Source organism: Shivajiella indica (assembly GCF_042683085.1).
GTDB classification, from domain to species: domain Bacteria; phylum Bacteroidota; class Bacteroidia; order Cytophagales; family Cyclobacteriaceae; genus Shivajiella; species Shivajiella indica.
This window is the reverse complement of the sequence record NZ_JBHUIV010000020.1, coordinates 131,580-156,841: the sequence shown is the minus strand read 5'-3', so window position 1 is coordinate 156,841 and position 25,262 is coordinate 131,580. Positions and strand designations below refer to the sequence as shown.

The 25,262-nt window shown below is 39.3% G+C and carries 20 protein-coding genes; 11 read left to right on the top strand and 9 right to left on the bottom strand.

The features are described from left to right. Positions 1-77 precede the first annotated feature (77 nt). Complete coding sequence (locus tag ACFSKV_RS14790; protein WP_380804356.1) at positions 78-536, top strand: YciI family protein; 459 nt, start codon at positions 78-80, stop codon at positions 534-536. Between the two features lie 164 nt (positions 537-700). Continuing rightward, positions 701-1,108 carry a four helix bundle protein gene (locus ACFSKV_RS14785; RefSeq protein ID WP_380804353.1) on the top strand — a complete coding sequence of 136 codons (408 nt, stop codon included), beginning with the start codon at positions 701-703 and terminating at the stop codon, positions 1,106-1,108. Positions 1,109-1,206: 98 nt separating this feature from the next. Here the strand turns inward: ACFSKV_RS14785 and ACFSKV_RS14780 are convergent, their stop codons facing one another. Then, positions 1,207-4,065 (bottom strand): PD-(D/E)XK nuclease family protein, encoded by a 2,859-nt coding sequence (locus tag ACFSKV_RS14780; RefSeq protein ID WP_380804350.1) that lies wholly within the window; start codon positions 4,063-4,065, stop codon positions 1,207-1,209. 23 nt (positions 4,066-4,088) lie between these two features. Continuing rightward, positions 4,089-7,307: a UvrD-helicase domain-containing protein gene (locus tag ACFSKV_RS14775; protein WP_380804348.1), complete on the bottom strand. Its 3,219-nt coding sequence runs from the start codon at positions 7,305-7,307 to the stop codon at positions 4,089-4,091. 424 nt (positions 7,308-7,731) lie between these two features. Between ACFSKV_RS14775 and ACFSKV_RS14770 the strand changes: the two genes are divergently transcribed. The 4 genes from ACFSKV_RS14770 (at position 7,732) to ACFSKV_RS14755 (ending at position 11,453) form a co-directional block, all read left to right on the top strand. Continuing rightward, complete coding sequence (locus ACFSKV_RS14770; protein WP_380804345.1) at positions 7,732-8,172, top strand: DUF6508 domain-containing protein; 441 nt, start codon at positions 7,732-7,734, stop codon at positions 8,170-8,172. A gap of 19 nt (positions 8,173-8,191) precedes the next feature. Next, on the top strand, positions 8,192-9,175 hold the full coding sequence (locus ACFSKV_RS14765; protein WP_380804342.1) for an aldo/keto reductase: 984 nt from the start codon (positions 8,192-8,194) through the stop codon (positions 9,173-9,175). 119 nt (positions 9,176-9,294) lie between these two features. After that, positions 9,295-11,151 (top strand): hypothetical protein, encoded by a 1,857-nt coding sequence (locus ACFSKV_RS14760; RefSeq protein WP_380804340.1) that lies wholly within the window; start codon positions 9,295-9,297, stop codon positions 11,149-11,151. 41 nt (positions 11,152-11,192) lie between these two features. After that, entirely contained in the window at positions 11,193-11,453 is a 261-nt protein-coding gene (locus ACFSKV_RS14755) for a VF530 family protein (protein ID WP_380804337.1), read from the top strand. Positions 11,454-11,949: 496 nt separating this feature from the next. On the opposite strand, the gene ACFSKV_RS14750 is transcribed toward ACFSKV_RS14755, so the two are convergent. Next, the gene (locus tag ACFSKV_RS14750) at positions 11,950-12,141 is read right to left on the bottom strand and encodes a hypothetical protein (RefSeq protein WP_380804335.1); all 192 of its coding nucleotides are present in this window, start codon (positions 12,139-12,141) and stop codon (positions 11,950-11,952) included. 133 nt (positions 12,142-12,274) lie between these two features. Next, positions 12,275-13,327, bottom strand: coding sequence for a 3-keto-disaccharide hydrolase (locus tag ACFSKV_RS14745; protein WP_380804332.1), 1,053 nt, complete (start codon positions 13,325-13,327; stop codon positions 12,275-12,277). A gap of 204 nt (positions 13,328-13,531) precedes the next feature. Between ACFSKV_RS14745 and ACFSKV_RS14740 the strand changes: the two genes are divergently transcribed. From ACFSKV_RS14740 to ACFSKV_RS14725, 4 genes are all read left to right on the top strand, one after another. Further along, positions 13,532-16,600 (top strand): PVC-type heme-binding CxxCH protein, encoded by a 3,069-nt coding sequence (locus ACFSKV_RS14740; protein ID WP_380804329.1) that lies wholly within the window; start codon positions 13,532-13,534, stop codon positions 16,598-16,600. 6 nt (positions 16,601-16,606) lie between these two features. Beyond that, on the top strand, positions 16,607-17,872 hold the full coding sequence (locus ACFSKV_RS14735; RefSeq protein WP_380804327.1) for an FG-GAP repeat domain-containing protein: 1,266 nt from the start codon (positions 16,607-16,609) through the stop codon (positions 17,870-17,872). A gap of 121 nt (positions 17,873-17,993) precedes the next feature. Next, on the top strand, positions 17,994-18,641 hold the full coding sequence (locus tag ACFSKV_RS14730) for an O-methyltransferase (protein WP_380804325.1): 648 nt from the start codon (positions 17,994-17,996) through the stop codon (positions 18,639-18,641). A 331-nt stretch (positions 18,642-18,972) separates the two neighbouring features. Beyond that, positions 18,973-19,488, top strand: a complete 516-nt coding sequence (locus tag ACFSKV_RS14725; RefSeq protein WP_380804322.1) for a hypothetical protein — start codon at positions 18,973-18,975, stop codon at positions 19,486-19,488. A gap of 177 nt (positions 19,489-19,665) precedes the next feature. Here the strand turns inward: ACFSKV_RS14725 and ACFSKV_RS14720 are convergent, their stop codons facing one another. After that, positions 19,666-19,842 (bottom strand): hypothetical protein, encoded by a 177-nt coding sequence (locus tag ACFSKV_RS14720; protein ID WP_380804320.1) that lies wholly within the window; start codon positions 19,840-19,842, stop codon positions 19,666-19,668. 332 nt (positions 19,843-20,174) lie between these two features. On the opposite strand from ACFSKV_RS14720, the gene ACFSKV_RS14715 reads away from it, so the two are divergent. Beyond that, on the top strand, positions 20,175-20,381 hold the full coding sequence (locus ACFSKV_RS14715; protein WP_380804318.1) for a hypothetical protein: 207 nt from the start codon (positions 20,175-20,177) through the stop codon (positions 20,379-20,381). Between the two features lie 786 nt (positions 20,382-21,167). On the opposite strand, the gene ACFSKV_RS14710 is transcribed toward ACFSKV_RS14715, so the two are convergent. The 4 genes from ACFSKV_RS14710 to ACFSKV_RS14695 all read right to left on the bottom strand — a co-directional run bounded on the left by ACFSKV_RS14710 (position 21,168) and on the right by ACFSKV_RS14695 (position 24,631). Beyond that, positions 21,168-22,031, bottom strand: coding sequence for an IS3 family transposase (locus tag ACFSKV_RS14710; protein ID WP_380804315.1), 864 nt, complete (start codon positions 22,029-22,031; stop codon positions 21,168-21,170). Then, positions 22,028-22,426, bottom strand: coding sequence for a transposase (locus ACFSKV_RS14705; RefSeq protein WP_380804312.1), 399 nt, complete (start codon positions 22,424-22,426; stop codon positions 22,028-22,030). Before ACFSKV_RS14705 ends, ACFSKV_RS14710 begins: the two co-directional genes overlap by 4 nt. A 78-nt stretch (positions 22,427-22,504) precedes the next feature. Beyond that, on the bottom strand, positions 22,505-23,560 hold the full coding sequence (locus tag ACFSKV_RS14700; RefSeq protein WP_380804309.1) for an LLM class flavin-dependent oxidoreductase: 1,056 nt from the start codon (positions 23,558-23,560) through the stop codon (positions 22,505-22,507). 117 nt (positions 23,561-23,677) lie between these two features. Beyond that, entirely contained in the window at positions 23,678-24,631 is a 954-nt protein-coding gene (locus ACFSKV_RS14695; protein ID WP_380804306.1) for a polysaccharide deacetylase family protein, read from the bottom strand. Positions 24,632-25,262: the final 631 nt, after the last annotated feature.

Genomic DNA, 25,262 nt, shown 5'->3' with positions numbered 1-25,262 from the left:
AAAATTTGTAATTGGTTATTGATCATTGGTAATTGATAATTTACTATTTCTTTCTCTACGGTTTTAAATCCAAAACAATGAAACAGGGATTTTCAATAATATTATGGATGGTAATATCCATCAATTTTGTTTTTGCTCAGAGCGCTGCTGATTATGATGCGGAGCTTGCCCAAAAATTAGGAGCCGATGATTATGGCATGAAAACATATGTCATGGCTTTTTTATTGACAGGCGACCGGGCAAGCGAATACACACAGGAAGAGAGGGCAGAAATACAAAAAGGCCATATGGCTAATATCAATAGGTTGGCCGAAATGGGCAAACTGATCCTAGCCGGCCCCTTTATCAATGGAGGTGAAAAAAGAGGCATTTTTATTTTTGATGTGTCTACAAAAGCGGAAGCAGAGGAACTCACCAATACAGACCCTGCCGTTCAGGCCGGCGTACTCAAAATGGAACTGGTAGAATGGTATGGTTCTGCTGCTTTGATGATGATTCCGGAGCTGCATGGAAAAGTGCAGAAAAAAAATTTTTAAATTTCCAATTACCAATAATAAATCACAAATTACCAAGTATCTACCATCAATTGGAAGGATACTTTTAATTTCTTGCTTAGGAATACATTTTTATAAAAAATGACCAAAATTTATTCGGATAAATAAACGGATAACATTAGTCCAGTGATTGAATCTCATTTTTATTGAATTTAATTTTAATCATTAACTTCAATATTATGGACAGAAATTACGACTTGGATCCAAGGACAATAAAATTTGCTGGAAAAATCATCACTTTTTGCAACTCAATCCCAAATAATTTTGCAGGATTACATCTTAAAGGTCAACTTATTAAATCAGGAACTAGCCCTGCATTGAATTATGGTGAGGCCCAAGGAGCAGAATCAAAAAATGATTTTATCCATAAAATGGGGATTTGTTTAAAGGAATTAAGGGAATCTAAAAATTGTCTTAAGGTTCTACATGAGGTTAAATATGGGGATGAAAATTTAAGATTAGAGTTACTTCAAGAATCAATCGAACTAACCCGAATTTTTGCTTCAATTATTGTTAAAACAAGAAATAATAGGGGAAATAATCCAAAAAATTAAACTAGCCCTTTTTCGTATTGTTTTTTTGTTATTTGATAATTGGTAATTGATAATTGATAATTGGTAATTGGTAATTGGTAATTGGTAATTGGTAATTTCTACCTGCCACAAATCTCCTTATACGCACAGTACTTACACTTTTCCAGATCTGAAGTCTGGTCAAAAGGAACATCGGGATCAAACATTTCTTCCAGCATACTTTTTAATCCCTTTTCATACCCATCCTGATAGTCTCGGTAATCATTGACCTCAATCGCAAGGGATTTTCCTGATTTTTCCAACAAATAGGGATTGAAATCTTCCTGAAAAATCTCTTTGAAATTGAAAAGGGCAGGTTTCAGTGGAAGGGTGTTTTCAGGATGCATTGATTGATACAACAAACCATAATACATGGTCTGCATGACTGCTTTATTCCTTTGCTTATTCTCGCGGTCAAATAAACTCTCTAAATGGGGAAAAGTCTTTTTATCGCCGCCTGACTTGTAATCTATCAATCGGATGGTACCGTTTTGTTCGTCTACCCGATCAATATAACCTCTGAGTCCAACCCTGACCTCTCCTTGAGAAGTAAGTATCTGAAATTTGGCCTTATGGGCTTGCTCCATGGAAAGAATTCTGAAGGGAGCCGCCTCTTCATCAATCTCCAATAGCCGGACAATATACTTTTTCAGGACATCCCTTACGATAGCCATTTGTCCACTGATCTTGGTATCGGCATCCTCCTCCAAATGATAAAACTTCCTCACCCCCTTTTCGATGGCTGGGGAAACCCAATTTTTCCTCAAATCCTCAAAATCATGTTTGTCCAGCCAATCTCTATTTTTCCTTGCCTGAAAACCCTGATACAAAAACTCCATACTGTAATGGGCAATATTCCCGAATACAGAAGCATCGATTTCTTCTTTGACTTCTTCTTTTTCCTCAATTCCTGCTAAATAACGAAGATAAAATTTCAACCTGCAATCCAGAAACATACTTAAGGCAGAAGGGGAAAAAGCAGTTTGGGAACTGCCGTCAGGCTGTATCACATACCGGTCCAGCAACTTCATCACCTCTGGTTCTTTTTCAACGGTTATTTCCCCATGACTTTTTAAATCTATGGGAACAAATACCACCTCTTCCTTCTTGCTGATCCCCATTTCCACCATCATCTGTTGGATATAACGGCTTTTTTCACCTGATTTTCCCTGATCTGAAGAAGTGGTATAAATCATGTGTACCTCTTCTGCACTATGCAATAAACGGTAAAAAGTATAGGCATATATGGCATCATTTTGTTCCTGTACAGGTAATCCAAAGGCTCTCCTGATATTGAATGGAATCATGGAGTTTAACCCTCCCCCTGGAGGGAAACTGTCCTCATTCATGTTACAGATCACCACCCTTCTAAAATCGAGATTTCGGGATTCCAAAACCCCCATGATCTGTAAGCCCTCAAGCGGCTCTCCTTCAAAAGGTAACTTGACTTCTCTGAAGACCTGCCTAAATAACCGGATAAAAAACTCTCTGTCAACGGCAATTTGATTCTGTTTTTCAAAAACTTCCCTTAACCTGTTGAGCTGTTTGAAGCATTGAAATAGATAGGATCGCTGTAAAGGTTCTTCATCCAATCTCTCTGCCAATTCTTCTATCAAGGCAGACAAATATGGAAACAGCCGGTCGGAAGTAAGTTGTTGGAATACCAATTCAAAAAACTTTCCCCCAGCATGCAATTTATCCTGAGGGATATAAATCATATTATGTTCTTGAATTTCTGCAAGCAGCTTTTGAACAAATACCTTATCGACAGATTTAAGATAAATTGAAGCGAGCAAATTTTTTACTGGCAGATGATAAATAACCACCTTTCCTTCTTCCATTTTCACATAACGCTGCATTTCGAGCACTGCTTCCAAAAAGGAATAAACCGGTGCGTTTTTTACAGGATAACCCATAGTGACATTGACTTTGTCAATTTGAGGAGGCAAAGCATGGAGTATGGGAAAGAGCATCTGCTCATCCGGAAGAATCAGGACTGTTTCTTCCCAATTCTCCCCTTGATTTACATTTTCCAGTATAGCTCCCACCAGATTAGCCTGATTGCTTTTCAAAGGGGTGGCATACACCTGAATTTTGGATTCTTTGCCCTGAATCTGTTGTGGTAATTCATCCGGAAAAGTAGGACCGAAAACCTTATCCTGGCTATATTCTCTGAAAAACAGGCCTGCTTCCTGGTTTTTATCTTCCAGATAATAAGCGTCAATATCCCAAAAAATACGGGCCCCAAACTTGGTGATGTAATGTTTGATGAGTTTTTCTTCAGTAGCTGTAAAAGCGTTGAATCCTATAAATATAAATTGCTTTTCAGGTTGCCTGATCTGATCCAAAGACTCCGCTACCTGTCGGTACAACATCCCCGAATATGCCATATCAGACACTTGTAAAGCGGACTTGAAACCTACATACAAAGGCTGGAGCAATTGCCAGAATTTCAGGAATTTTTCTTGGTGCCCCCTATCCTGATTCTGAAAAGATCTCCAAAATTCACGGATCAGGGCAATTTGGCTTTCACTCAAATAACCCAGATCTGACTCCAAATCTTTGATTTCAGAAAGGTGATGATATAGCTTGGAGGCATCTGCCATAAATTGATCCACATCATTGAAATCTTTGAGGATCATTTCACCCCAAAAATAAAATCTGTCAAAATTCTCTGGTTCAGGCTGTAGCAACCGGTACACATTGTACAATTCAAAAATTAAACTCAAATCATCAGCAGGACGCTGCCCGGCATGTTTGTAAAATACATCCTCAATAGACATTACTTCTGGCATCCAGGTGGGGTTTTCTATCAACTCCCCCAAATGCTTGGTAAAAAAAAGACCTGCCCGACGGTTGGGCAAAACAATAGTTAATTTTTGCAAATCCGGAAATTCCCTGAGAATCTGTGCGGCTGTATTTCTTAAAAAACTATGCATGCGAATTGAAAATTAAGAATGGGTCAATTTAAAATTTCAATGATCTTCCCACTTTCAAGATAACATAAAAAACCCTTGGTGGATTTACCGCTAAGACCATGGACCAAAGCCATGTATTCCTTTACCTGATTTTCATATGTGGGGTACTCCTCCCCTGTTTTGAAATCTACAACGATAGCCTCATTTTCCTTAAGGATAATTTTATCCGGTCTCTTCTGTTTACCTCCAGGTAATAAAATTCCCTGCTCAGCCAACAAAATGTCTTTTGCATCAAACCATGAAGCAAAAAGAGTATCTTTAAAGAGGTCTTCCATCTGTTTGTCAACTAAAATCCTTTCCTCAGCAGAAAGCCTTCCTTCAAAATACATGTTTTTCAATTGCAGTTTTGCTTCCTCAAGGCTAGCTGATTTTTCCAGGATTTCATGGACCATCAAGCCAAAGTTCCTTTTTTTTCGTTGTGCCAGACCTTCTGAGGAAAAATCAACAGCATATTTTTTAACCTGTAACAGATTTGTCCAATTTTGATAGGCCCATCGTAGATGAGGGGCTTTTCTTTCCTTTGCATGGATTTGTGGATAATCAGGCCATTCTCCCAATTCAAATATCCTGTTTTCACTATCAAAAAAATCTGAAAGGCTAAGTTCATCCATTGAATCTGTGCTACTGCTGAGAAGCAACTGTAAATGAACTTGAAGGCTATTCATACTTTTGATCTCTTTCCGGTAGGGAACCAGTCCCCAAAAAACCTCCTCTGCTCTCGTCAGAGCAACATAAATCATGTTCAATGAATCCAAATAAGCCATTATGGCTTCTTCAGCATAAGTTCTGTTAAATTCAGATTTTGCCAGTTTACCGTTTAAACTCAAAGGGATAATTGCAGAAAGCCCCTTTTCCCTGTCTTCAAAAGGAGACCATACGACATTGCCTTTGGTAGTATCGAAAATGGTCCATTTCAAAAAGGGCATTAAAACTACCTTGAATTGTAGTCCTTTAGATTTATGGATAGTCAAAATACGCATGGCATTATGGCCTTCCGGAATTTTCACAGTCCTCTTGTTTTGGTGTTCCTCCCACCAATCTAAAAATCCAGCCAGATCAGCCCGGTTGTTGGTGGTGAAATCGTAAACCGCTTCTTTGAAACCTGAAATATAGGCTTTTTCAAGCCCCACTTCTTCAAATCCCAATTCAGCAATCAACTCTTCCAACATCTCCATCAGGGGCAATTGGAGCAATAAACTCTCCCTATCTTGAAAAGTTTTGGTAATTTCCTTTAAATGCTCAGGGATTTGGTCAACAGCAAAAAGATTATGGTTGATGGGATCTTTTTTTAATAAAGATCTATAATACCACATGGTTTTGAATTGAACTTTATCTTCTGGACTGTGCAGGTATTTCAATCCTGCCAACAAGGCCTTTACAGTAGCTGATTTATGCAGGTACATGGATTCATCTGAGAGGACATCAAATCGATAGGGCAAGTCAGGGTTTTCGGAACTAAAAGCCATCAGGGTGTCTGCAATTGATTCACCCTCTTTTTTTGTCCTGACCAAAAATGCAATATCTTTCAGATCATAGCCTTTATCCTGAAGCAACATCGCCATTTGGGGAATCCTGGCCAAAACCTGTTCGTCAATCTTGCCCTCGTCTTCATCCTTTAATTCTTCCAAAAAGTCAATTTTTACTTTTCCTTGGAATGGAGAGGTGGCCTTTCTCATGGAGACATGTTGGCTTACATCCTCATATGCTTTTGAAATAATTCCCGCATCCTCTGCCAAATAATCCCTGGTCACCACCTCCTCAAATGAAGCTGGCAATTTTTTAAATAGTGCATTGTTGAAAGCAATAATATTGGATAAACTTCTATAATTGGTTTCCAACTTTTCTATCCGTATAGACCGGCTTCCAATTTGTTCCTCCACTTCTTCCAACAATAACCGCATTTCCCCTCCGCGCCAACGGTAGATGGATTGTTTGACATCCCCCACTAGGAGATTGTTCTTACCCTGCGCCAATGAATTCTCCAAGAGCGGTTTAAAACTGACCCACTGAAAACCAGAGGTATCCTGGAATTCATCAATGAGGTAATGCTGATATTGGTTGCCTACCTTTTCATAGATAAAAGGCGCGTCATTTTCTTTGGTAATTTCTTTTAAAAATTCATTCGCATCTGAAATCAATAGGATATTTTCTTCATCCTTTAGGTGGGTGAGTTCCTCCAATAAATTCCTAAAAATACCAAAGACAAAGATATTTTTAGCAATGGCTTCCAAGGTGTTCCATTTGATCATCAGGGGTTCAAATTGTGAAAGAATCTGCCCCAAGCCCTGATGATAAGATGCTATGATAGCGTCTTTGTTTTTACTGGTTTTTGCAAACCATCCTTCCTCTGATTCCGGTAACAATCCCTGCTTTTCTGTTAATTCGGGAACAGGAGACAACCTTTCTCCCAGTTTGTCGAATTTCTTAGCAAATGAATTACCACTCCCTGAAAAATCCGTCCACTCCAGGCCATTTACAATCCGGATCCTATTGGCTTCTTCTTTCATTTGCCTGGTAATTCGGATGATTTCTGCTTTCCGCTCTCTGGAAAAATTCTGCAGCTCTTTGATATGCTCCTCTTCCTTTAAAAATTCTTTGATCTCCTTGGCATATTTTTTAAAGTCCTCCTGAAAAATCTGCCTTCCCAATTCTTTGATATTTCTTCTGATATCCCAGGATTTACCATTTTGAATCTGTTCTATGGCATAATCCACCAACCATTTATGCAAAAATTCATCATCTATCACCTTAGCTACAACCCGGTCCACAACCCGGTCCAACACGCCATCCTGGTCCAGCTCCACATCGAATTTGGCATTCAGATCAATCTCACGGGCAAAGGCCCTGACTACTTTCTGAAAAAAACTATCTATGGTACTGACCGAAAAACGACTATAATCATGAAGGATAGCAGTAAGTGATCGGGCTGCTCTGAGTTTCAATTCTTCCTCTTCTATTCCCAAAGCCTTCATGATTTCACTGTCCATTTTTTCATCATGACTGACAGTAGTCCTCAATCGGTTCAGTTCCCTGAGAATCCTTTCCTTCATTTCCTGGGTGGCCTTATTGGTAAAAGTCACAGCCAAAATACTTCGAAATGCACCTGGATGCTTTAATGCCAACTTGAGGTACTCCATGGTCAGCGTGTAGGTTTTCCCGGAACCGGCAGAGGATTTATAGATAATAAAAGGTTTATGCTCCATGGGCAAAAAAGAATTTAAACAAATCAATCATTTTTTGACGGGAATAAAAAACAATTGACGCAGGATGTCGGAGTTTTTCTTGAATGGGAAAAATGCCAAGTAAAATCATGAGGTGGGAAGGGAGAAGTCGGAAGGGGGAGGTGGGATGTAGGATGTTGGAGGTCACATGTAGGAGGTTGGAGGTCAGATGTAGGATCTTGGATGTTGGATTTTGGAGGTCGGTTTTGGAGTTTGGACTTTGGACTTTGGAGCTTGAAGCTTAGAGTTTAGAACTTGGAGCTTAGAGTTTGGAACTTGGAGCTTTGGAGCTTGGGTTTTGAGCCTGGATTTTGATTTTTTAAATGCTTTGAAAATGAACAGAAAAATCAACTTTCAATGCAAAAAAATAGTAGATTTGTTTGATTTGGCTTATTATTTATTTTGAATGAAACCAATATTCACTCCTTTAGAAAAAATAGATTCATTGCTTAAAGATGAGATGGGCAAAAAAGCAATAAAAGGCCTGGCCCACTTTATCCCTGATATGGAAAAGGAGTTTGAAAGGGTGAAAAAAGCTTTACCTTTTGAACTGACCGATGAGGCCAAACAGAAGTATATAGATCTTGAAAACATTAATTCCGATTTAAAAAAATATATCCTGGAATCTGGTCTGCTGGTTGATTTCGATTGGGAAAATTGGTTGGAAGGAAAAGAAATATTGGAAGGAATCAGACCTTTATCTAAAACCAGCAATCTCAAAATCTGTAAAATGTTGACGCTTATAGTTAAAAGAGACACATTTGATTTTGAATACTTTGGATATCAGTTAAGGAAAGGGACTATTTTGAAGTTACTGAAAAATCTTTCCGAAAATACAGAGACATAAAAATTAAACCAATGAATTCATGAATTACAGAAAGTTTGGAAAAACAGAACTGTTGGTCAGCGAAGTGGGATTTGGGGCATGGGCAATTGGAGGCCCTGCTATGGCAGGAGAAATCCCTATTGGCTGGGGTGATGTAGATGACCAAACTTCAAAAAAAGCGCTTCACCATTCCCTAGAACTTGGTATCAATTTTTTTGATACTGCTGATTTTTATGGTTTGGGACATTCAGAAGAATTGATAGGTGAGGTTTTGGGCAATAACACAAAAGTGATTATAGCTACCAAAGTAGGCCATAGGTTAAATAAAGACGGCAGCATATTTACAGATTATTCAAAAACCCACATCATCCGTTCCTGTGAAGGTAGCCTGAAAAGACTCAAAAGGGATAGTATTGATTATTATCAACTGCATACGGCTAGAATAGCAGATTTGGAAAATCAGGAATGTGTTGAGGCAATGGAGCAGCTCAAAAAAGAAGGAAAAATCAGATATTGGGGCATTTCATTGAACACCTTTTATCCAAAGCCTGAGGCAGATTTTATGATGGAGCAGCATATTGGAGATGGATTCCAACTTGTTATGAACATCATTAACCAAGAAGCTTTAGGTATAGTAGAAAAAGCCCATCATGAAGGTTATGGAGTGATTGCAAGAATGCCTTTGCAGTTTGGATTGCTTACCGGTAAATTCACCAAGGACACCACCTTCCCCAAAGACGACCATAGAAATTTTAGACTGCCGCCGGATATCCTGGCAGAGATAACCCCTATTCTTGAACAGGTATGGCTTTTGACAAAAAAATACGGTATTAGTAAAAGCCAATTGGCCATGAGTTTTATCCTGAGTTTTGAGGGTATATCTACAGTCATTCCGGGAATCAAAACTCCTGAACAGGCGGAGCTGAATGCAAAAGGGATAGTCCAATTGAAAGAAGAGGATATGCTACTGATCAAAGCATTGTACCAGCCCAAATTCAGGGAAATACTCATGAAAATGAAATGATTTGTATTAAATTCTTTCCCAAATAGGGAAAACAAATCTGAATTAAAGAGTAATTCCTTATCTTCAAAAAAAATCACTTTAGCCAAAAGAAAAATTTAAAATCAAAAATACCAAACTCCTTGTCAAGCATAGATAAATTCAATTTTTTTTGGCAGAATATCCGTCGCGTCCTGACCCAGGAAAGGTTTGCTTTGGCACCGATTTGGGTACAGTTGATCGCAATATTCATCGTCAGCGCAACACTCATTATCGGACTTTCACCGTTTCTTGGGAGCTTGGCCAACAGTTACAAAATATTTGCTGACCCTGCTTATTATGCAGATGCCAAGGGCCCAATAGAATTGACTGTGGGTTTAATCCAGGTAATGGTGGGAATGATTCTATTTTCTTTTATCATTTCAGTGCTCTCGGCTGCACTGGTAAATCTGATAGAAAACATTAAAAGTGGGTCACTCCCATACCGAAAAAGAGGACATATACTTTTTGTAAATTACAATATCAAACTCCCATTGATCCTGGACCAGTTTAATATCCGGGCAAAAGACAAAGGCATAATAGAAGATGTAGTCTTACTTTTTGCCGAAGCAAAAACTGTTGGTTTTTTCCGATCCAAATACAACAAAGACCGTTGGGAAAACCTCGAGATATTTATCAGACAGGGAGAAGTCATGTCTTTTCATTCTTTTGAAAGGCTTTCCATTTTCCATGCAAAAGCATTGGTAATTTTATTACCGGATAACAAGGAAAATGAATTTATTGCGGACAATTTCAACTTGAAAATCCTTACTACCCTAACAAATAACCAAGCTTTTTTCAATCATTTAAACGAAAAACAGGCATCCAGAAAACCCATTAAATGTTCCATAGAACTGTCAAATCATTCCGATGCCAGAAAGATTGCGCTTGAATTGACCTCAAATAAATCAGGTTCCCTCTTTACTGTCATTACACCGGGAGATGTGATTGGAAGTATTCTGGCCCGCTCAAAGGTGGACATTGTTTATTATAAAGTATTTTTTGAGGTTTTGGCTTTTGATGGTTCCACCATTCATTTTGTGGATCCAAAACAGTTCGGTTCAAAGCAAAATTTCGTTGGAATGTCCTTTGAACAACTGTTGTTCAGTTTTTCAGGAGGAACGCTGATGGGATTTTCCCGGTCCAACAATGAAGGCTATTTTCAAATTAATCTTTGCCCATTTAAGGTAGAATTCTCCTCAAATGATTGGTTTCTCTTCCTTACTCCCAATGTCCGGGAAATCAAATATGTACCTCAGGATTACAACCCTCAGGAAATTTCAACCAATTCTTCCATAATTTCTCCAAATGAAGAGGCAAGTAAAAAGATTTGTGTAATCGGTTCTGCCTGGACTCTTGAAAACATTGATGATTTTATTGATCTGAATAGCTTGATTTCTCTTCACGAATCACAAAAGGTTTTCAGTAATCCTGCTGAATATTTCTCCAACAGTTTCTTACAATATTTACATGAGGGGAATTTTGACAATATTATCATCAACCTGGAGGATGAGCTCGGTTTCAGGCTGACCATGTTGCTAATATCGGCCAATAAAGACAACCCGATATTTCTTTCCAAAATCATGACAATCCTTGGAGATCCAGTGACAGAGAGATTATTGAGTAACAATGTTTTGAAAAGCAATACGGTACTTTCCCATAAACTTTCGGCACGGTATATCGCCCAATTATCCTTTCAAAAGAACCTTGATAGATTATTTCAGGAACTTGCTTTTACAGAAGGTTCTGAGTTTAATCTATTGGAAGTCGACAAACATATTCCTTCTGGGCTTTTAACGGATGTAAAATCGGTAAGGAAGCTACTTGCAGCCCATGAGATGGTTTATTTAGGAACAGTAGACGAAGAAAAAAATGTCAACCTAGAGGCAACAGATTTCAAAGGTACCAAACAAATTCTGGTATTGAGCTTTGGAAAATACAAGTCTAAGGTGTCCATTTGAAAATCCAGTACTGAAAAGTTTGTTATTAAACATTGAGGTCAATGGAAAAACCTAAAAAACCTGAACAGGAATCCCAACCCAACAACCCTTTACATGGCGTGCGTCTAGTGGATATCCTGGATTATTTGGTAGAAAAATACGGGTGGAAAAAACTTGGTGAAAAAATCACCATCCGCTGTTTTACCCATGATCCTTCCATTAATTCAAGCCTAAAATTTTTGAGAAAGACCGAATGGGCAAGAACCAAAGTGGAAGAATTTTATATCAGGTCTATACAGCAAGGTCGGAGGAGAAATAATTAATTAGCAATTACAAATTACCAAATTCCAAGAATCCAAGCTTCAAATTCCAAACTTCCGACTTCAGACATCCGACTTCCGACTTAGGCCATCCTACTTGCGACTTCGGGCTCAGATCTAATGCCCATAATGAAAACCTTAATTCCTTAACTTTTTAATGGTTTTTTTTTTAAACCAAGAGATGTTTCGCTATGCTACCAATGACAGATTGGAGAAACCGTCACTCTGACGAAGGAAGAGTCTCTCAAAATAGAAGAGATGCTTCACTTCGTTCAGCAAGACGAGCAATATTGTCATTACCCTTTCTGTACTTTTACCTAAAATGTTAAATTCTCAACATGACGAAGGGTCGACATTCGACATCCGACTTCCGACATACTTACATCCTACTTCTCATCTCCGACATCCGACTTCACACTTCCGACATCCGACATCCGACATCCGACATCCGACTTCAAACTTCCGCCATCCAACTTCCGACATCGGTCCACCACCCTTCCTAAACTTTTTTCACCAAATTGAAGGGCAACATCACAAGATTCCTGACTAAAGAAAATGATAGATCAACGGCAAAACCCAATAACCTAAAGGGTAAAAGAATCAACCAAACTATTGGATATAGGATCAGTGCCAATAATGCCAGAGGCCAGCACAAAACCATCAGGATCAACCAAAGAAGAAAACTTACCATTCGATTATTTTTTTTAAGAAGATTCTCAATTCAAATGCCAGAAAAAAAATGCCCTTTATAGAATATAAGGGCATTTCAGTTGACTAAAATGTACGCTACCGTACATTTCATCGTACATGTTTGAACGTTGAAATCAATAAACTGCCGGTATCAATTCAATCAATTTGAACTCCACCGGTCCATGGTCACCTTGAAGCATTAGGGGACCTGGCAAACCCTCTTTGCTATCCAAAGCACCACCTGTTATGCCCGGAATGATCTGATCACAAATAATAGTTTTGCCGTTGGCCACTATAGTCAATCTCCTGCCAATGAGGGTGATTTCGTAATCCTGCCATTCCCCTGCTTTTCCAGCAGCCATTTCATTGGGAGTTAAAAATCCATAAATCCCGCCGAATAACACATTGGAAGGTTCTTTTCCAAAATCATCCTGGATTTGTACCTCATACCTTCCCCTCAAATAAATACCGCTATTGCTCCCTTCAGGGTAGCGGAATATCACCCTTAATTTGAAATCCTCAAATTTGTCATCCGTAATCAGATTTGCACCTGACTTTTCACTGATCAGGATTCCATCTTTGACCTTCCATTGGTTTACGGATTTATCCGCATGCCATCCGCTTAAATCCTTGCCGTTAAAAAGTTGGACGGTAGGACCCCAAGAAGGTTGCTTTTCCCTAACCAATGAAGGGGCTCTTTCCCCGACAAATGCATAACTGTTTCCAGAAGGGTGTTGGATTGTACCCATAAGTCTTCCTGCTTCCAAACTGCCTTCAAAAATCAGGTCTTTATCGCTGTTCTGCCATTGTGGGGGAATACTGAAGGTATACTTACCGTTTGAATAGTTCACTCTTGAAACAGGCCTGGCACTTCCATCGTCGCCCACAAAATATCCAACCAAGGTGCTGATCCCTGAAAGTTTTACCTCCAACCAGGAAGATGCTTCTTTCCCGTTCATAGTCAATGTAAGGTCCCATCTCCCGATGATATCATTGGGTTCAGGTAATAAATTACTTTCATTCGCAAAGTTCAATTCGGAAGGATGGGAATAGAGTCCATTTTCACTGCTTGAATCTGAAAAAATACTTGGTTCCATTTGGGCATGTACATTTCCAAATCCGATAAATACAAACAATAAAAACCAGATTACCCTGCCTTTGGGAGATTTTATAAGCGATATTTTCATAACTGTTAAGCTTTGGTTATTTGGAACGATAAATTAAGAATTTTACGCCAAAAGGCAACCTGAATTACTTAAATGACCAATCAAAGTTATAATTCCTATGCATGAAGTTGTTGGAATAATGGATCCTATATATTGTTTCTTTGATAAAATAAAATTAAGTTTAATAAGCTTTGCTTTCTAACAAATTTCCCGGCCACCTTACCTATGAAGATCAATTATAAAGCCCTTCTCTATCCCCTTTTATTATTATTGATTAACCTAAGTTGCCAAAAACCGTCAAAGGAGATTTCCAATGAAGGGGAAGCCTTGGCGGATATTTATGCAGAACATGTAAGAACTTCTACATGGAAGTCCCCGGAAGAGGAAAGGCTCGGTTTTATCCTACCTCCCGGCTTTGAAGTTACCCTGTTTGCTTCTGAGCCGGATATCACCAAACCCATCAACATGGCTTTCGATGAAAAAGGACGGCTTTGGGTGACGCAATCCTCAGAATATCCAATAGCTGCCGGTCAAGGGGAAGGAAAAGACAGGATCACCATACTGGAAGATACCAATGGTGATGGAAAAGCAGACAAAATCCAGGATTTTGCCAATGACCTCAACATTCCTATTGGCATAATCCCAATCAAAGGCGGTGCTATCGCCTACTCCATCCCCCACGTTTATAAATTTTTGGATAAGGATGGGGATGATGTGGCTGACTACAGAGAAATACTATTTGGGCCTTTTGAACACAAAGATACCCATGGAATGGTGAATAATCTTTTCAGAGGATTTGATGGATGGATTCATGCTTCCCATGGTTTTTCAAATATCTCCAAAGTATCTGGCTCAGATAAAGATTCCATCACCATGGTATCAGGAAATACATTCCGGTTTAGAATGGATGGCAGCAGGGCTGAAAAAACAACTGACGGAAGAATCAATCCCTTTGGATCTGATTATGATGACATGGGATATCACTACTCCGCCGATTGCCACACTTTACCGATCTACCAGCTAATTTGGGGAGGAAATTATTCCCAATGGGGAAAGAAAGAACCCAATATGGGCTTTGCGCCGACCATGATGGATTATGGGCTGAATTCAACTGCGCTATCAGGTTTGGTCTATTATACGGACAATCAATATCCAGAAGAATATCAAAACAGTTTTTATTCAGGAGATGTGGTGACCTGCAGGATCAGTAGAAATACCATGGAATTCCATGGCAGCACACCAAAAGCAAAAAGGCAGGAAGACTTTTTGGTAAGCAAAGACCCATGGTTCAGACCGGTTGATATCAAAATCGGTCCAGATGGAGCGATGTATGTCGCTGATTTCTATAACCGTATCATCGGCCATTACGAGGTACCCTTAGATCACCCCGGCAGGGATAGGATAAGCGGAAGAATCTGGAAAATTACCTATAAAGGCCAGCAGAGGCCGATTACAGATTGGTCAAAAGCCAGCGAAAAGGAACTAATTCAGGGAATGGGCGATGGGGTACTACATATCAGGATGACAGCAACCGACGAAATCGTAGATCGTTTTGGGGAAAAAGCAATTCCTGAACTGCTGAATGTCTTACAAAATGCAAATACAAGTCCAGAACAATTGATCCAAGTCCAATGGGCATTATTCCGAATGAATGCCCTTCCATGGGATAATCTAAAAAAAGGACTGAAGCAATCCGACACCAGGGTACGGGTTCATTCCTACAAACTTCTCTCCAATTACCCCCAATTGACAGATGATCAGTATGCTGTGGTCATTCATGACCTGGAAGACTCCAATCCCCATGTGCAAAGGGCTGCCACAGAATTGTTAAGCCGACACCCCAATCAAAACAGCTATCGAAAATTGGTGGAATTGCACACCAAAATTCCAGATCATGATACCCACCTGGCCTATACAGTTCTCATGGCCCTTTCCAATCACCTCAAGAAAAAAGAAATCATCCAATTGGCCCTAAATGATAACTGGAATGCAGGTGAAAAAGAATTAATTGCTCTTGTACTTTCAGACCTTCAAGCTCCGGAAGTCGGAGATTTTCTTTTGGCCTATTTGAATTCCACCCATATACAAAAAGAAAAAAGTATAGCGTATTCGGAATCAGTGGCCAGGAACATCCCACTTACAAAACTGGATCAACTTGACGTCTGGACAAAAGAAATTTCCGGAGCAAATCCTGCAGAAGCCCATCTTTGGGCAAATGCCATAGAGCAGGGCTTCAACCAAAGAGGGCTTAGCACTCCTGAAAATTTCAAAAAATGGTACGCTAGTCTAGCTACTGGCATTATGGATGACCAACCAAAATCTACAGTCCTGAGCGATGGGGAAAAGACCAGGTTATTGTATGCCACAGAAGTATCCGGAAAATATAGATTGGCAAAGCTAGCTACCCCTCTGTCCTCTATAGTAATAAAAACCGATATGGATGAGGATGTGAGAGCTTCAGCGGCAAGGGCTCTAATGCAAATTGATCCCCAAAACTATGGCTCCCTGATTGCTGATAGAATTTATGATTCAAGTGAAGAGTCTTCCATGAGAAGAAAGTTCACAACCGCCCTGGGTATCTGGGACTCTGGAACAGCTAGAAAACTTTTGGTAGAGGGATTGAAAAATGCACCTACAGAATTACAGGAAAGTATAGCAACTGTTCTGGCAAAAAGTCCTGAAGGTAAGTCTCAATTGATAGAATCAATAAAAAAAGGTGATGCCCCGGCCAGGATATTAAAGGCAAGAACTGTGGAAGAATCCTTCATGGCCAATATCAAACCCGATCAGCGTATAGCATTTGAAGAACTTACAGCAAACTTAATTCCCGTATCTGAGGAAAGAGAAAACCTTATCCAATTACGGCTTGCTGAGTTTGATCCAGGTAAAAGTACAGCCACTATTGGCGGAAAGGTTTATGAAAAGAACTGCAGTATATGCCATCAGGTGGATGGGAAAGGGGGACTGATTGGTCCACAACTGGATGGTGTGGGCAATTGGGGTAAAACCGCTTTGGCGACCAAAATCCTGGATCCCAACAGGAATATTTCCGAAAACTTCAGAAATTATAACCTGAGCTTAAAAAATGGCCAATCCCTTACAGGTTTGTACCGAAGGGAGGAAGGGCAAATGATTGTATTGGCCAATCAGACAGGGGAAGAATTCAAGGTGTCCCGGACAGATATCTTAGAAATGACTGCTTCAAAATTCACCCTGATGCCTGATAATTTCCATTCGGTATTATCCAAAGAAGAATTTGATGGACTGATGATTTATTTGCTGAACCTAAAATAACTTGAAATGATAATATTTAAACCGAAACAGGAAAGCCTGAAAAGTTGCTATAAAAATCAACTGAAATATACATTTTTGGCAAAGAAATTAATCCTATTTTCCACTTTAATGTTTATTGCACAAATTACTCACAGTCAGAATGTTAATGAAAAAATTAATGGAAATAGGATTACTTTTAAGAAAAATGTGTTGACCAATGAATTTCTAGCGGAAGGAGTAGCAGTAGGAGATGTCAATCAAGATGGGCTGATCGATGTGATGGCCGGAGCCTATTGGTTTGAAGCGCCCCATTGGACAAGGCATGAAATGACCCGGCCAACGAAATATGAATATGATAAGGGATATAGCAATGCATTTGTCTGCCATGCCATAGATGTGAACCATGATGGTTGGATTGATTTTGTGAGGATAGGTTTTCCGGGAAAAGAGGTGATGTGGTATGAAAACCCAAAAAATCAGGGCGGTCATTGGATGGCCCATGCCATCTATCCAACCTTGGGAAATGAGTCTGCAGGTTTTTATGATATTGATGGGGATGGCCTTCTTGAAATTATCGGTGGAAATGCGTCCACAGGTGAGATTATCTGGCTGAAAGCCCCGGGTCCAAATGATGGCAAAGAATGGAAGCAATTTACCATCAGTAGCAAAGAAAGTCCGGGAGCAGCTCCATTTTCTCATGGATTAGGAGTAGGCGATATGAATCAGGACGGCAGAATGGATATAGTAATCAGGGAAGGATGGTGGGAAGCGCCTGAGGATCCCAAACAGGGAAATTGGAAATTCCATTCAGCAGACCTAGGCGAAGCAGCCGCACAAATGTTTGTCTATGACTTCAATGGAGATGGATTGATGGATGTGTTATCCTCATCCGCCCATGAATTGGGGGTTTGGTGGCACCAACAAATGAGGGATGAAAAGGGCAATGTTAGCTGGAAAACCCACCATATTGATGAATCTTATACACAGACCCATGGGCTATCTATGGTGGATATCAATTCCAACGGCTTGCCGGATTTCGTTACCGGAAAGAGATTCTTTGCCCATATGGGCTCAGATCCGGGTGAATTCGATCCTCCCTATCTCTATTGGTATGAATATATCCCTGGGGAAAATCCTAATTGGATACCGCATAGGATTGATGACAACTCCGGAGTTGGGGTTCATTTGGTCACAAAAGACGTTACCGGTGACGGTTTGATCGACATCATCGTTGCCAATAAAAAGGGGGTGTTTGTATTTGAACAGGAAAGGAAGGACAGTGGCATCTTTTGAAATGTCAAATTTTAAAATCTCAGGATGACGAATTTATCTGATATAATATCATTCTATCGGAATCTCCTCAGAAAATTCGTAATTTCATTTCTGATTCCAGACCTAAATAATCCCAGCTACGATGAAAAATTTAAGCCCACTCCCCTATTTATTACTTTTTTTCATGGTATTTGGAATTTCGACGAGCTGTTTCTCCCAAACCTCCTCCAAAGACAAGGAATTAGATGAAAGGGTTCAAAAATTTTTAGATGAGAACAAAAGGCAATGGAGGAGTCTTAATGTTCCTTATGAAGATGGACAGGTCCTATTTGACCTAATCGTAAACAATAATTACAAGTCCGCATTGGAAATAGGTACCTCTACTGGCCATTCTACTATTTGGATTGCCTGGGCTTTGAGTAAAACAGGAGGAAAGTTGATCACCATGGAAATTGATGATAACAGACAAAAAGAAGCCAAAGCCAATATTGTAAAACTGGGATTATCTGAATATGTGGAATTTAGGCTGGGTGATGCCCACCAAATGGTCAAGGAGGTAAAGGGTCCCTTTGATTTTGTTTTTTCAGATGCAGATAAGGATTGGTATGTGCAGTATTTCAAAGATATCCATCCCAAATTAAAAAGAGGTGGGAGGTTTACAGCCCACAATGTCCTGATGTCTTCCAGTGGGATCAGGGAGTTTATGGAGTACATCAAAAATCACCCTGAATATAATACTAGTATAGCCCGGTCGAGTAGTTCAGGTATATCCATTAGTTTGAAAAAATAGTCGTTTTGAATCGGTTTTAACCTTTTACCTTCACTTTTTAAGCTAAAAAAGACTTTAATTCCGCGAAATTCCTTAAACAAAATTCCTTTCTGCAAACGACAAAAAATACCAAGAAATAGGTATTTTTATTTTTAAAACACCGAACTAATTTTGAACACTGTTTCAAACTATTATTCACAATAAAATTTTCTATTTAATCAGGCTTTTTAAAGAAATATGGATACGGAGTCAAATTCACTCTAATGGTCCTTTTACCGTAATTTTCATCATTAATTTTTGATCAAAAAATCTCAATAGTCAATTTCTTATTTTAAACTAATTATTTATTCTTATGTCTACATTATTTAAAAATCTATTTATCATCTTTTTAGTTTCTATGGTTTTTTCTTCCTGTGAATTACTTGATTTATTCGGCGAAGAAGAAGATGAGAGCGCAACCATGTGTTATTCAATCTCCGGTAATATTTTATCGGTTAATTGTAGTTCCAATAAATACGGTGGTTGTGATGGAGGTTCTTTAGGCACTTATGCATCCTGGTCGGATTGTTCAAAGGATATGAGTGCCGTATTGGAAACCTGGAGAACCAGTGGGGTATTGGCTGCCGGTCCAAATGCTGATTCAGGTGGAGGAGGAAATAATTCTTCCAGTGCGCCGGGATATTGTACAAGCACCTATCAAGGGCCTCAAGGTGAACCTCAAAGAGATAGTTTTTGTGAAGCTGCCTGGCTTTACCTATGCAAAAACGGCTATTCACCCAATTCCAAAGAGGTAAAAAGTTACTGCGACCTCTACAGGCAGATGAACGATATTTCTACTCCTAAAGAGAATTGTCCTTATTGTAGGTAATTTCCTTTCGATAAGTTTGAGGCCGTTGGCAATGGATACTCAAGTTTGAACAATCAATTTGCCAAATTAATCGGTGCATTCTGCATTAATCCTTGATGGAAGGATGGATTTTCTAAAAACTGAAACATGAACAAATAAAGTCCGGCTTTTTACCCGGACTTTGTTTTTTTAAAAAGATTAAAAACAAGAGTCAAAGGATAAACTCTTATCCAATTGAAAGGTAGAGATAGCTTGTCCGGGATTGATTAATTCCCTATAGGCGCCAAATTCATAATAAATCAATTCCAGGGCACAAGGGATGCCTTTACAATCCGCTTTCACCAAGCCGTATTTCTTCCCATTGATCTTTTCCAATTTTCATCATGGGAAAAGCTTATATAAATTTTACTTAAAATCGCTTGATTATATCCATTTCAAAAAATTTTTAATTTTTTTTTAATTTTTTTTTCGCTTCCTGTTTTAGGGTGAAATACAGTTTCTTTTTGGTGACTTACAATTAACAGTTCATGTACCTAAAAATCCTTCAATTCACAGCGTTTTAAGGCTTTTTGGTTGATTTTCAATTGTTTGGAAATAAAAATTTTAATGCAATCTTAGGGTAAAATTTAGAGAGTTTTTAATAAAAGGGAGTACTTTTTACCCCTTTGAAGTTTGTTAATTATTTTAAATCAACCCTTTTAAAAATTATGAAAAACAAGCACAAATTAATTCTGGCAAATCTGTTTGCAATGCTGGCGGTTGTCTTGATTCTTATGGGAAGTAAGCTTTTCGGATTGGATTTGGCCAATTCTTCAGGCGCCACCAAGGCATTATTATTTCTATTACCGCAGCTGGGATTTATTTATTTTTATTTAAGATCCACCAGCGAAGAGAGCAAGAAAGCAATGGCTTGATAAATCCTCTTCCTGGATGATTAAGCCCTATTGATTAAAATTAAGAAGAGAATAAAGGTTTTATTTTTTAATAGGAGGTTAGAACAGAGAGTTTTTTTCGTGATGGTTAAAGTTTTGCAATTGGTTTGGAATGCCCGATGGTCCTGCTGTCGGGCATTTTTAATTATCAATGACCAATTACAAAAGTCCAAAATTCAAAATCGGAAGTCGGATTTCGGATTTGAGAACCATTTGGAAGTTAAGGCATGAAGGTTTCCATTAAGCAATTGTCCACTGAGAAAGTGAATGCCGTAGGTATGACTGATTTAATAACCCGGCAGATTATAGCCTGGAATAGGGAAATTGTATGGAACCTTTAGTGCCGTAGGTACGGACGATATAGGCTGATATGAAAAAGTGAGATAAATCCGTGAAGGAAATCTTTTAAATCAATTGAACAAAAAGGATTATACTGTATTAAAAAGTGTCATTTTCCATCAAACATGACAGAAAAGGTCATCGTTGATAGGACATCAGCATTTTGTTGTCACCTACTTCCTGAATTTCGTGAATTCAACCCCTTAAGGGTTGGGTACTACTTCAATTTATCCTTAATTCCATGGGTTTCACCCATGGCTAATTGAATTTGCCCCCTTTAGGGGCTTGCTTACATTTTGTTATTCCACTTTTTTATTCTGTCTTCCGGCAACTAATCATCTCTCATTCCATACTTGCATTAAACTTGTTGAACCAAACGGTCAATGCTATTTAGGGAAGCACATTTTTCATTCTTATGTGCATCCCTGATTAGTGTTGACCGTTTTGTGATTGAATTATATTATTAAATATTCTCAAAACTGGTCTGTTTTCGATGTTGTAAGTTGACCACTTTTCTTCAAACTTTAAAGGGGTCATTTTATTTAGATTTTTATGTATTCTTTTTGTATTGTAATGATTGACTGCTCTGTTCACATCACTTGTAAGTTGTTCAAAGGTTGATGGTTTCCAGTGCCTGAGATATTCATCCTTTATTGTCTGGTTGATCCTTTCCGCATAGGCATTGTCCTGAGCGGTCAACCCCATACTTATCTGACATTTTTGTTCTGTCAACATACTCAGGTATTCTTCATACACATACTGGCTGCCTCTGTCCGAGTGGTGAATAAGAGGTGGCTCATTTTCCTTGAATGCCATTTTTAAAGCCGCTACATTGGCCGTTGCACGCATATGACCTGAAACCTTGTGGCCTACAATCTTCCTTGTATAAACATCAAGAATAAACACAGCATAGTAGAACTTTTCCCCAAGCCTGATATAAGTAATGTCTGACTGCCAGATGGTTGAAGGAGCATTAACCGTATAACCTTTTATCAGATTGGGATAGTACCTGTTGGTCGAATAGGTAGTCCGGTGGTAGTTTTTGTACCGCCTTACCCGGTATCCCAGATCCATAAACAGTTCAATAAACCTGTCACGTCCAATGAAACCAGGCTTGAGCGTATCATACATTTTCTCCAACCCACAGCCAGGGTGCTCTTCCCTGAGCAGGTCAACCTCTGATAGGAGGACTTGAATGTTGGCATCAAACAACAACTGCCTTTCCCTATATTGCCTAAAACCCTGTTTGGTCACCTCGGCAACAGTATATAGCTTATTCAAAGAAAATTTCATTTTCCCCCTGTTTTGCGTGCACCACTCGAGTGTTGGGTACCGGAATTTTTTTTTAAATCCAAACCAAGGTCCTTCCCGGCTACCTCTATAAGCTTCTCCAAATAATCAATTTTTAGCTGCTTTTGACCTAAAGCACGTTCCAGTTCCCTGATCCTTGCTTCCTGATCCTTAAGTTTTTTGCTTGTACTCTCTTCCATTTCAACGATCCTGTAGCCCTTTTCATTAAAGGTAGAAAATTTATAAATCCATTTATAAATAGTCTGGAAATGTATCGAATGAAGACGGCTCAGCTGGAGTACACTGAAATTACCTTTTTCAAATTCAGAGACTATGGATTTCTTGAAATCATCACTGAATCTCCTGGTTTTGTTGATCGATTTTAAGTTTGCTTTCATGATATAGAGTTGAGTAAAAACGGTCAACCTATATCAGGGACATACATTAATTCTTAATTCTTAATTCCTCACTCAGCACTATCCCCCATTCACCAAAGGCCTCACTTCCTTCCCGATCAATTCCATGGTTTCTTTCAATTGCTCATGGGTAAGATTGGCGTTATCCAATTGAAAAGTCAGTCTTGATATACCTCCCAAAGATTCAGAATGCCTTAATATTTTTTCGGCCACCTGTTCTGGGGTTCCGATCAAATAGGCTCCCCTCGCGCCTCTTTGGGCATCAAAATGACCTTTGGTGACAGGAGGCCAACCCCGCTCTTTCCCTATTCGGGTAAAGTTTTCTGCATATCCCGGATAATAGTCCTCCACTGCTTTTTTCTCGGTAGTGGCCACGTAGCCCAAAGAATGCAGTCCCACTTTCAACTTATCAAGAGTATGCCCAGCCCTCAGGCCTGCTTCCCGATATAAATCCACTAAAGGTCTGAACCTATGGGTTTCCCCTCCAATCACTGCCACCATCAATGGCAGGCCCAAAGCCCCCGCTCTGGCAAAGGATCCTGGCGTACCCCCTACTCCAAGCCATATAGGCATTGGCTCCTGCAAAGGTCTGGGGTAGATGGCCTGATTTTGAAGTGGAGCCCTGAATTTCCCTGACCAAGTGACAAATTCATTTTGTTGGATCTCAAGCAACAAATCCAGGTTTTCGGAAAAAAGCGCATCATAATTTCTCAAGTCCAGACCAAATAATGGAAAGGCCTCGGTAAAGGACCCCCTCCCTACCACCATCTCTGCCCTTCCTTTGGAAATTAGGTCAAGAGTGGCAAAACTCTGAAAAGCCCTTACCGGATCAATAGCACTTAAAACAGTCACTGCCGAAGTCAATCTAATGCGTTTGGTCCTGGCAGCAGCAGCTGCCAAGATAATGGAAGGAGCAGAATCCAAAAATTCTCTTCTATGATGTTCTCCTATTCCAAAGACGTCAAGACCAACTTCCTCAGCCCATACAATACGGTCCAATAATTCCTCAAGCGCCCGGGCACTTTTTCTGTTTTTATCCTTCCCCTCTCCGATCGCCGCAGCTGCAAAACTATCTATTCCAATTTCCATAAGCCACCTCATTAAATGTATATACATAAATTAACAAATCCATGCATGAAACGGGTTCAAATTTGGTGAAAATCAAGAATTGAAAAGAAAATAGGTTTTTTTTTAAGGAAATATTTTACGATCAGAAAATTTATTGAGGCAATATCATAAGCCTAAGGCATCCATTTTTTTCTTGAGGTACCCATCATTCTCAGCATCAAACTTAAAAAGTCCCCCATAAATACCTGCTTCCTTTGACAAGGCTCTTAAAAAATTCCCACCTGCAGGCAAGGTTTTGGGAGCGTTATTGTAGATGGGATCCTTATACGCTTCCAACACATCAATGATTTCCCATCCATCCTTCTCCAATGCATCCAGCAAATTTCCTAAAAATAAGCCTGCCGCAAGGTTGTGGTGCAACAGAAGCACATGGTCAATCTGTCTTCCAGTAAGCACCACTGCTAAGCTGTCATTGAACCTCGCCCGATCCACATGATGCTGCACATAGAATTCCCGATAGGGTTCTAGATCCATTTTGGGAGCAAATTTCAACTTATTTACAAATCTATTGGAAATATACCAGTCCTCCCCATCTATGGTCACATGCCCGTTATTAAATTCCTGTTCAGACAAAAATTCCCGGAAACCATCCCTTTTCTCCACCGTCTCCCCTTCCCTTAGGTAAGGAAAACGGAAGTAGGGAACAAAATTGGAGAATTGAGAAAGGAATTGCTTATTCTTGAGAAAATCCCTCTTATAATCTCCCAAACTCACAGTAGAATCATTGAAACTGGGATGCGAATACGTATGGTTTCCAAGCCAATGTTCTGCTTCTTTCCAACTTTCCAACAAACTCCGTCCTTTTGAACTATTGAGCGGCCCACCTGTTGCAAATAAAATGGCCCGTACTTCATGCTCATGCAAATGCTCCAAAATCATTCCGTTCCATTCCTCCCATGAATATCCCGGCATGTCTCTGGTACTCCCATCGTCAAAAGAAATCGCCACCCTTTTCTTTTTTTCATTGGGATCAGAAACCTTTTGAACAGAATTATTTTCTTTGAGAACTTCCGACCAAAAGCTTGCTAAAAAAAGGAATAGAGAGATGATAAATGGCATATTTGATTGAATATTTGCGGAATTTCGCAGCTATGGTCAGGAACCATGGTTAAACAAGGTTACAAAAATATAAATAACAAATGACAAAAGTTCAATTTCAATGTAGTTCGATTTTCCCAAAGCCAGTAGTGCGATTTTCCCAAATCGCATTCATATTATCAAACTGAAAATAAATTGAATTCTATTTAGATATGGATATTGAACGACTTGGAAAGTCGTCCTACTGTAATGCGATTTTCCTAAATCGCATCCTTACTTCCAAACTGGAAATGAATGGGATTCTATTTAGATATGAAAATTGAACGACTTGGAAAGTCGTCCTACTGTAATGCGATTTTCCCAAATCGCATCCTTACTACCAAACTGGAAATGAATGGGATCCTATTTAGATATGAAAATTGAAAGACTTGGAAAGTCGTCCTACTGTAATACGATTTTCCCAAATCGCATCCTTACTACCAAACTGGAAATGAATGGGATTCTATTTAGATGTGGATATTGAACGACTTGGAAAGTCGTCCTACTGTAATGCGATTTTCCTAAATCGCATCCTTACTTCCAAACTGGAAATGAATGGGATTCTATTTAGATATGAAAATTGAACGACTTGGAAAGTCGTCCTACTGTAATA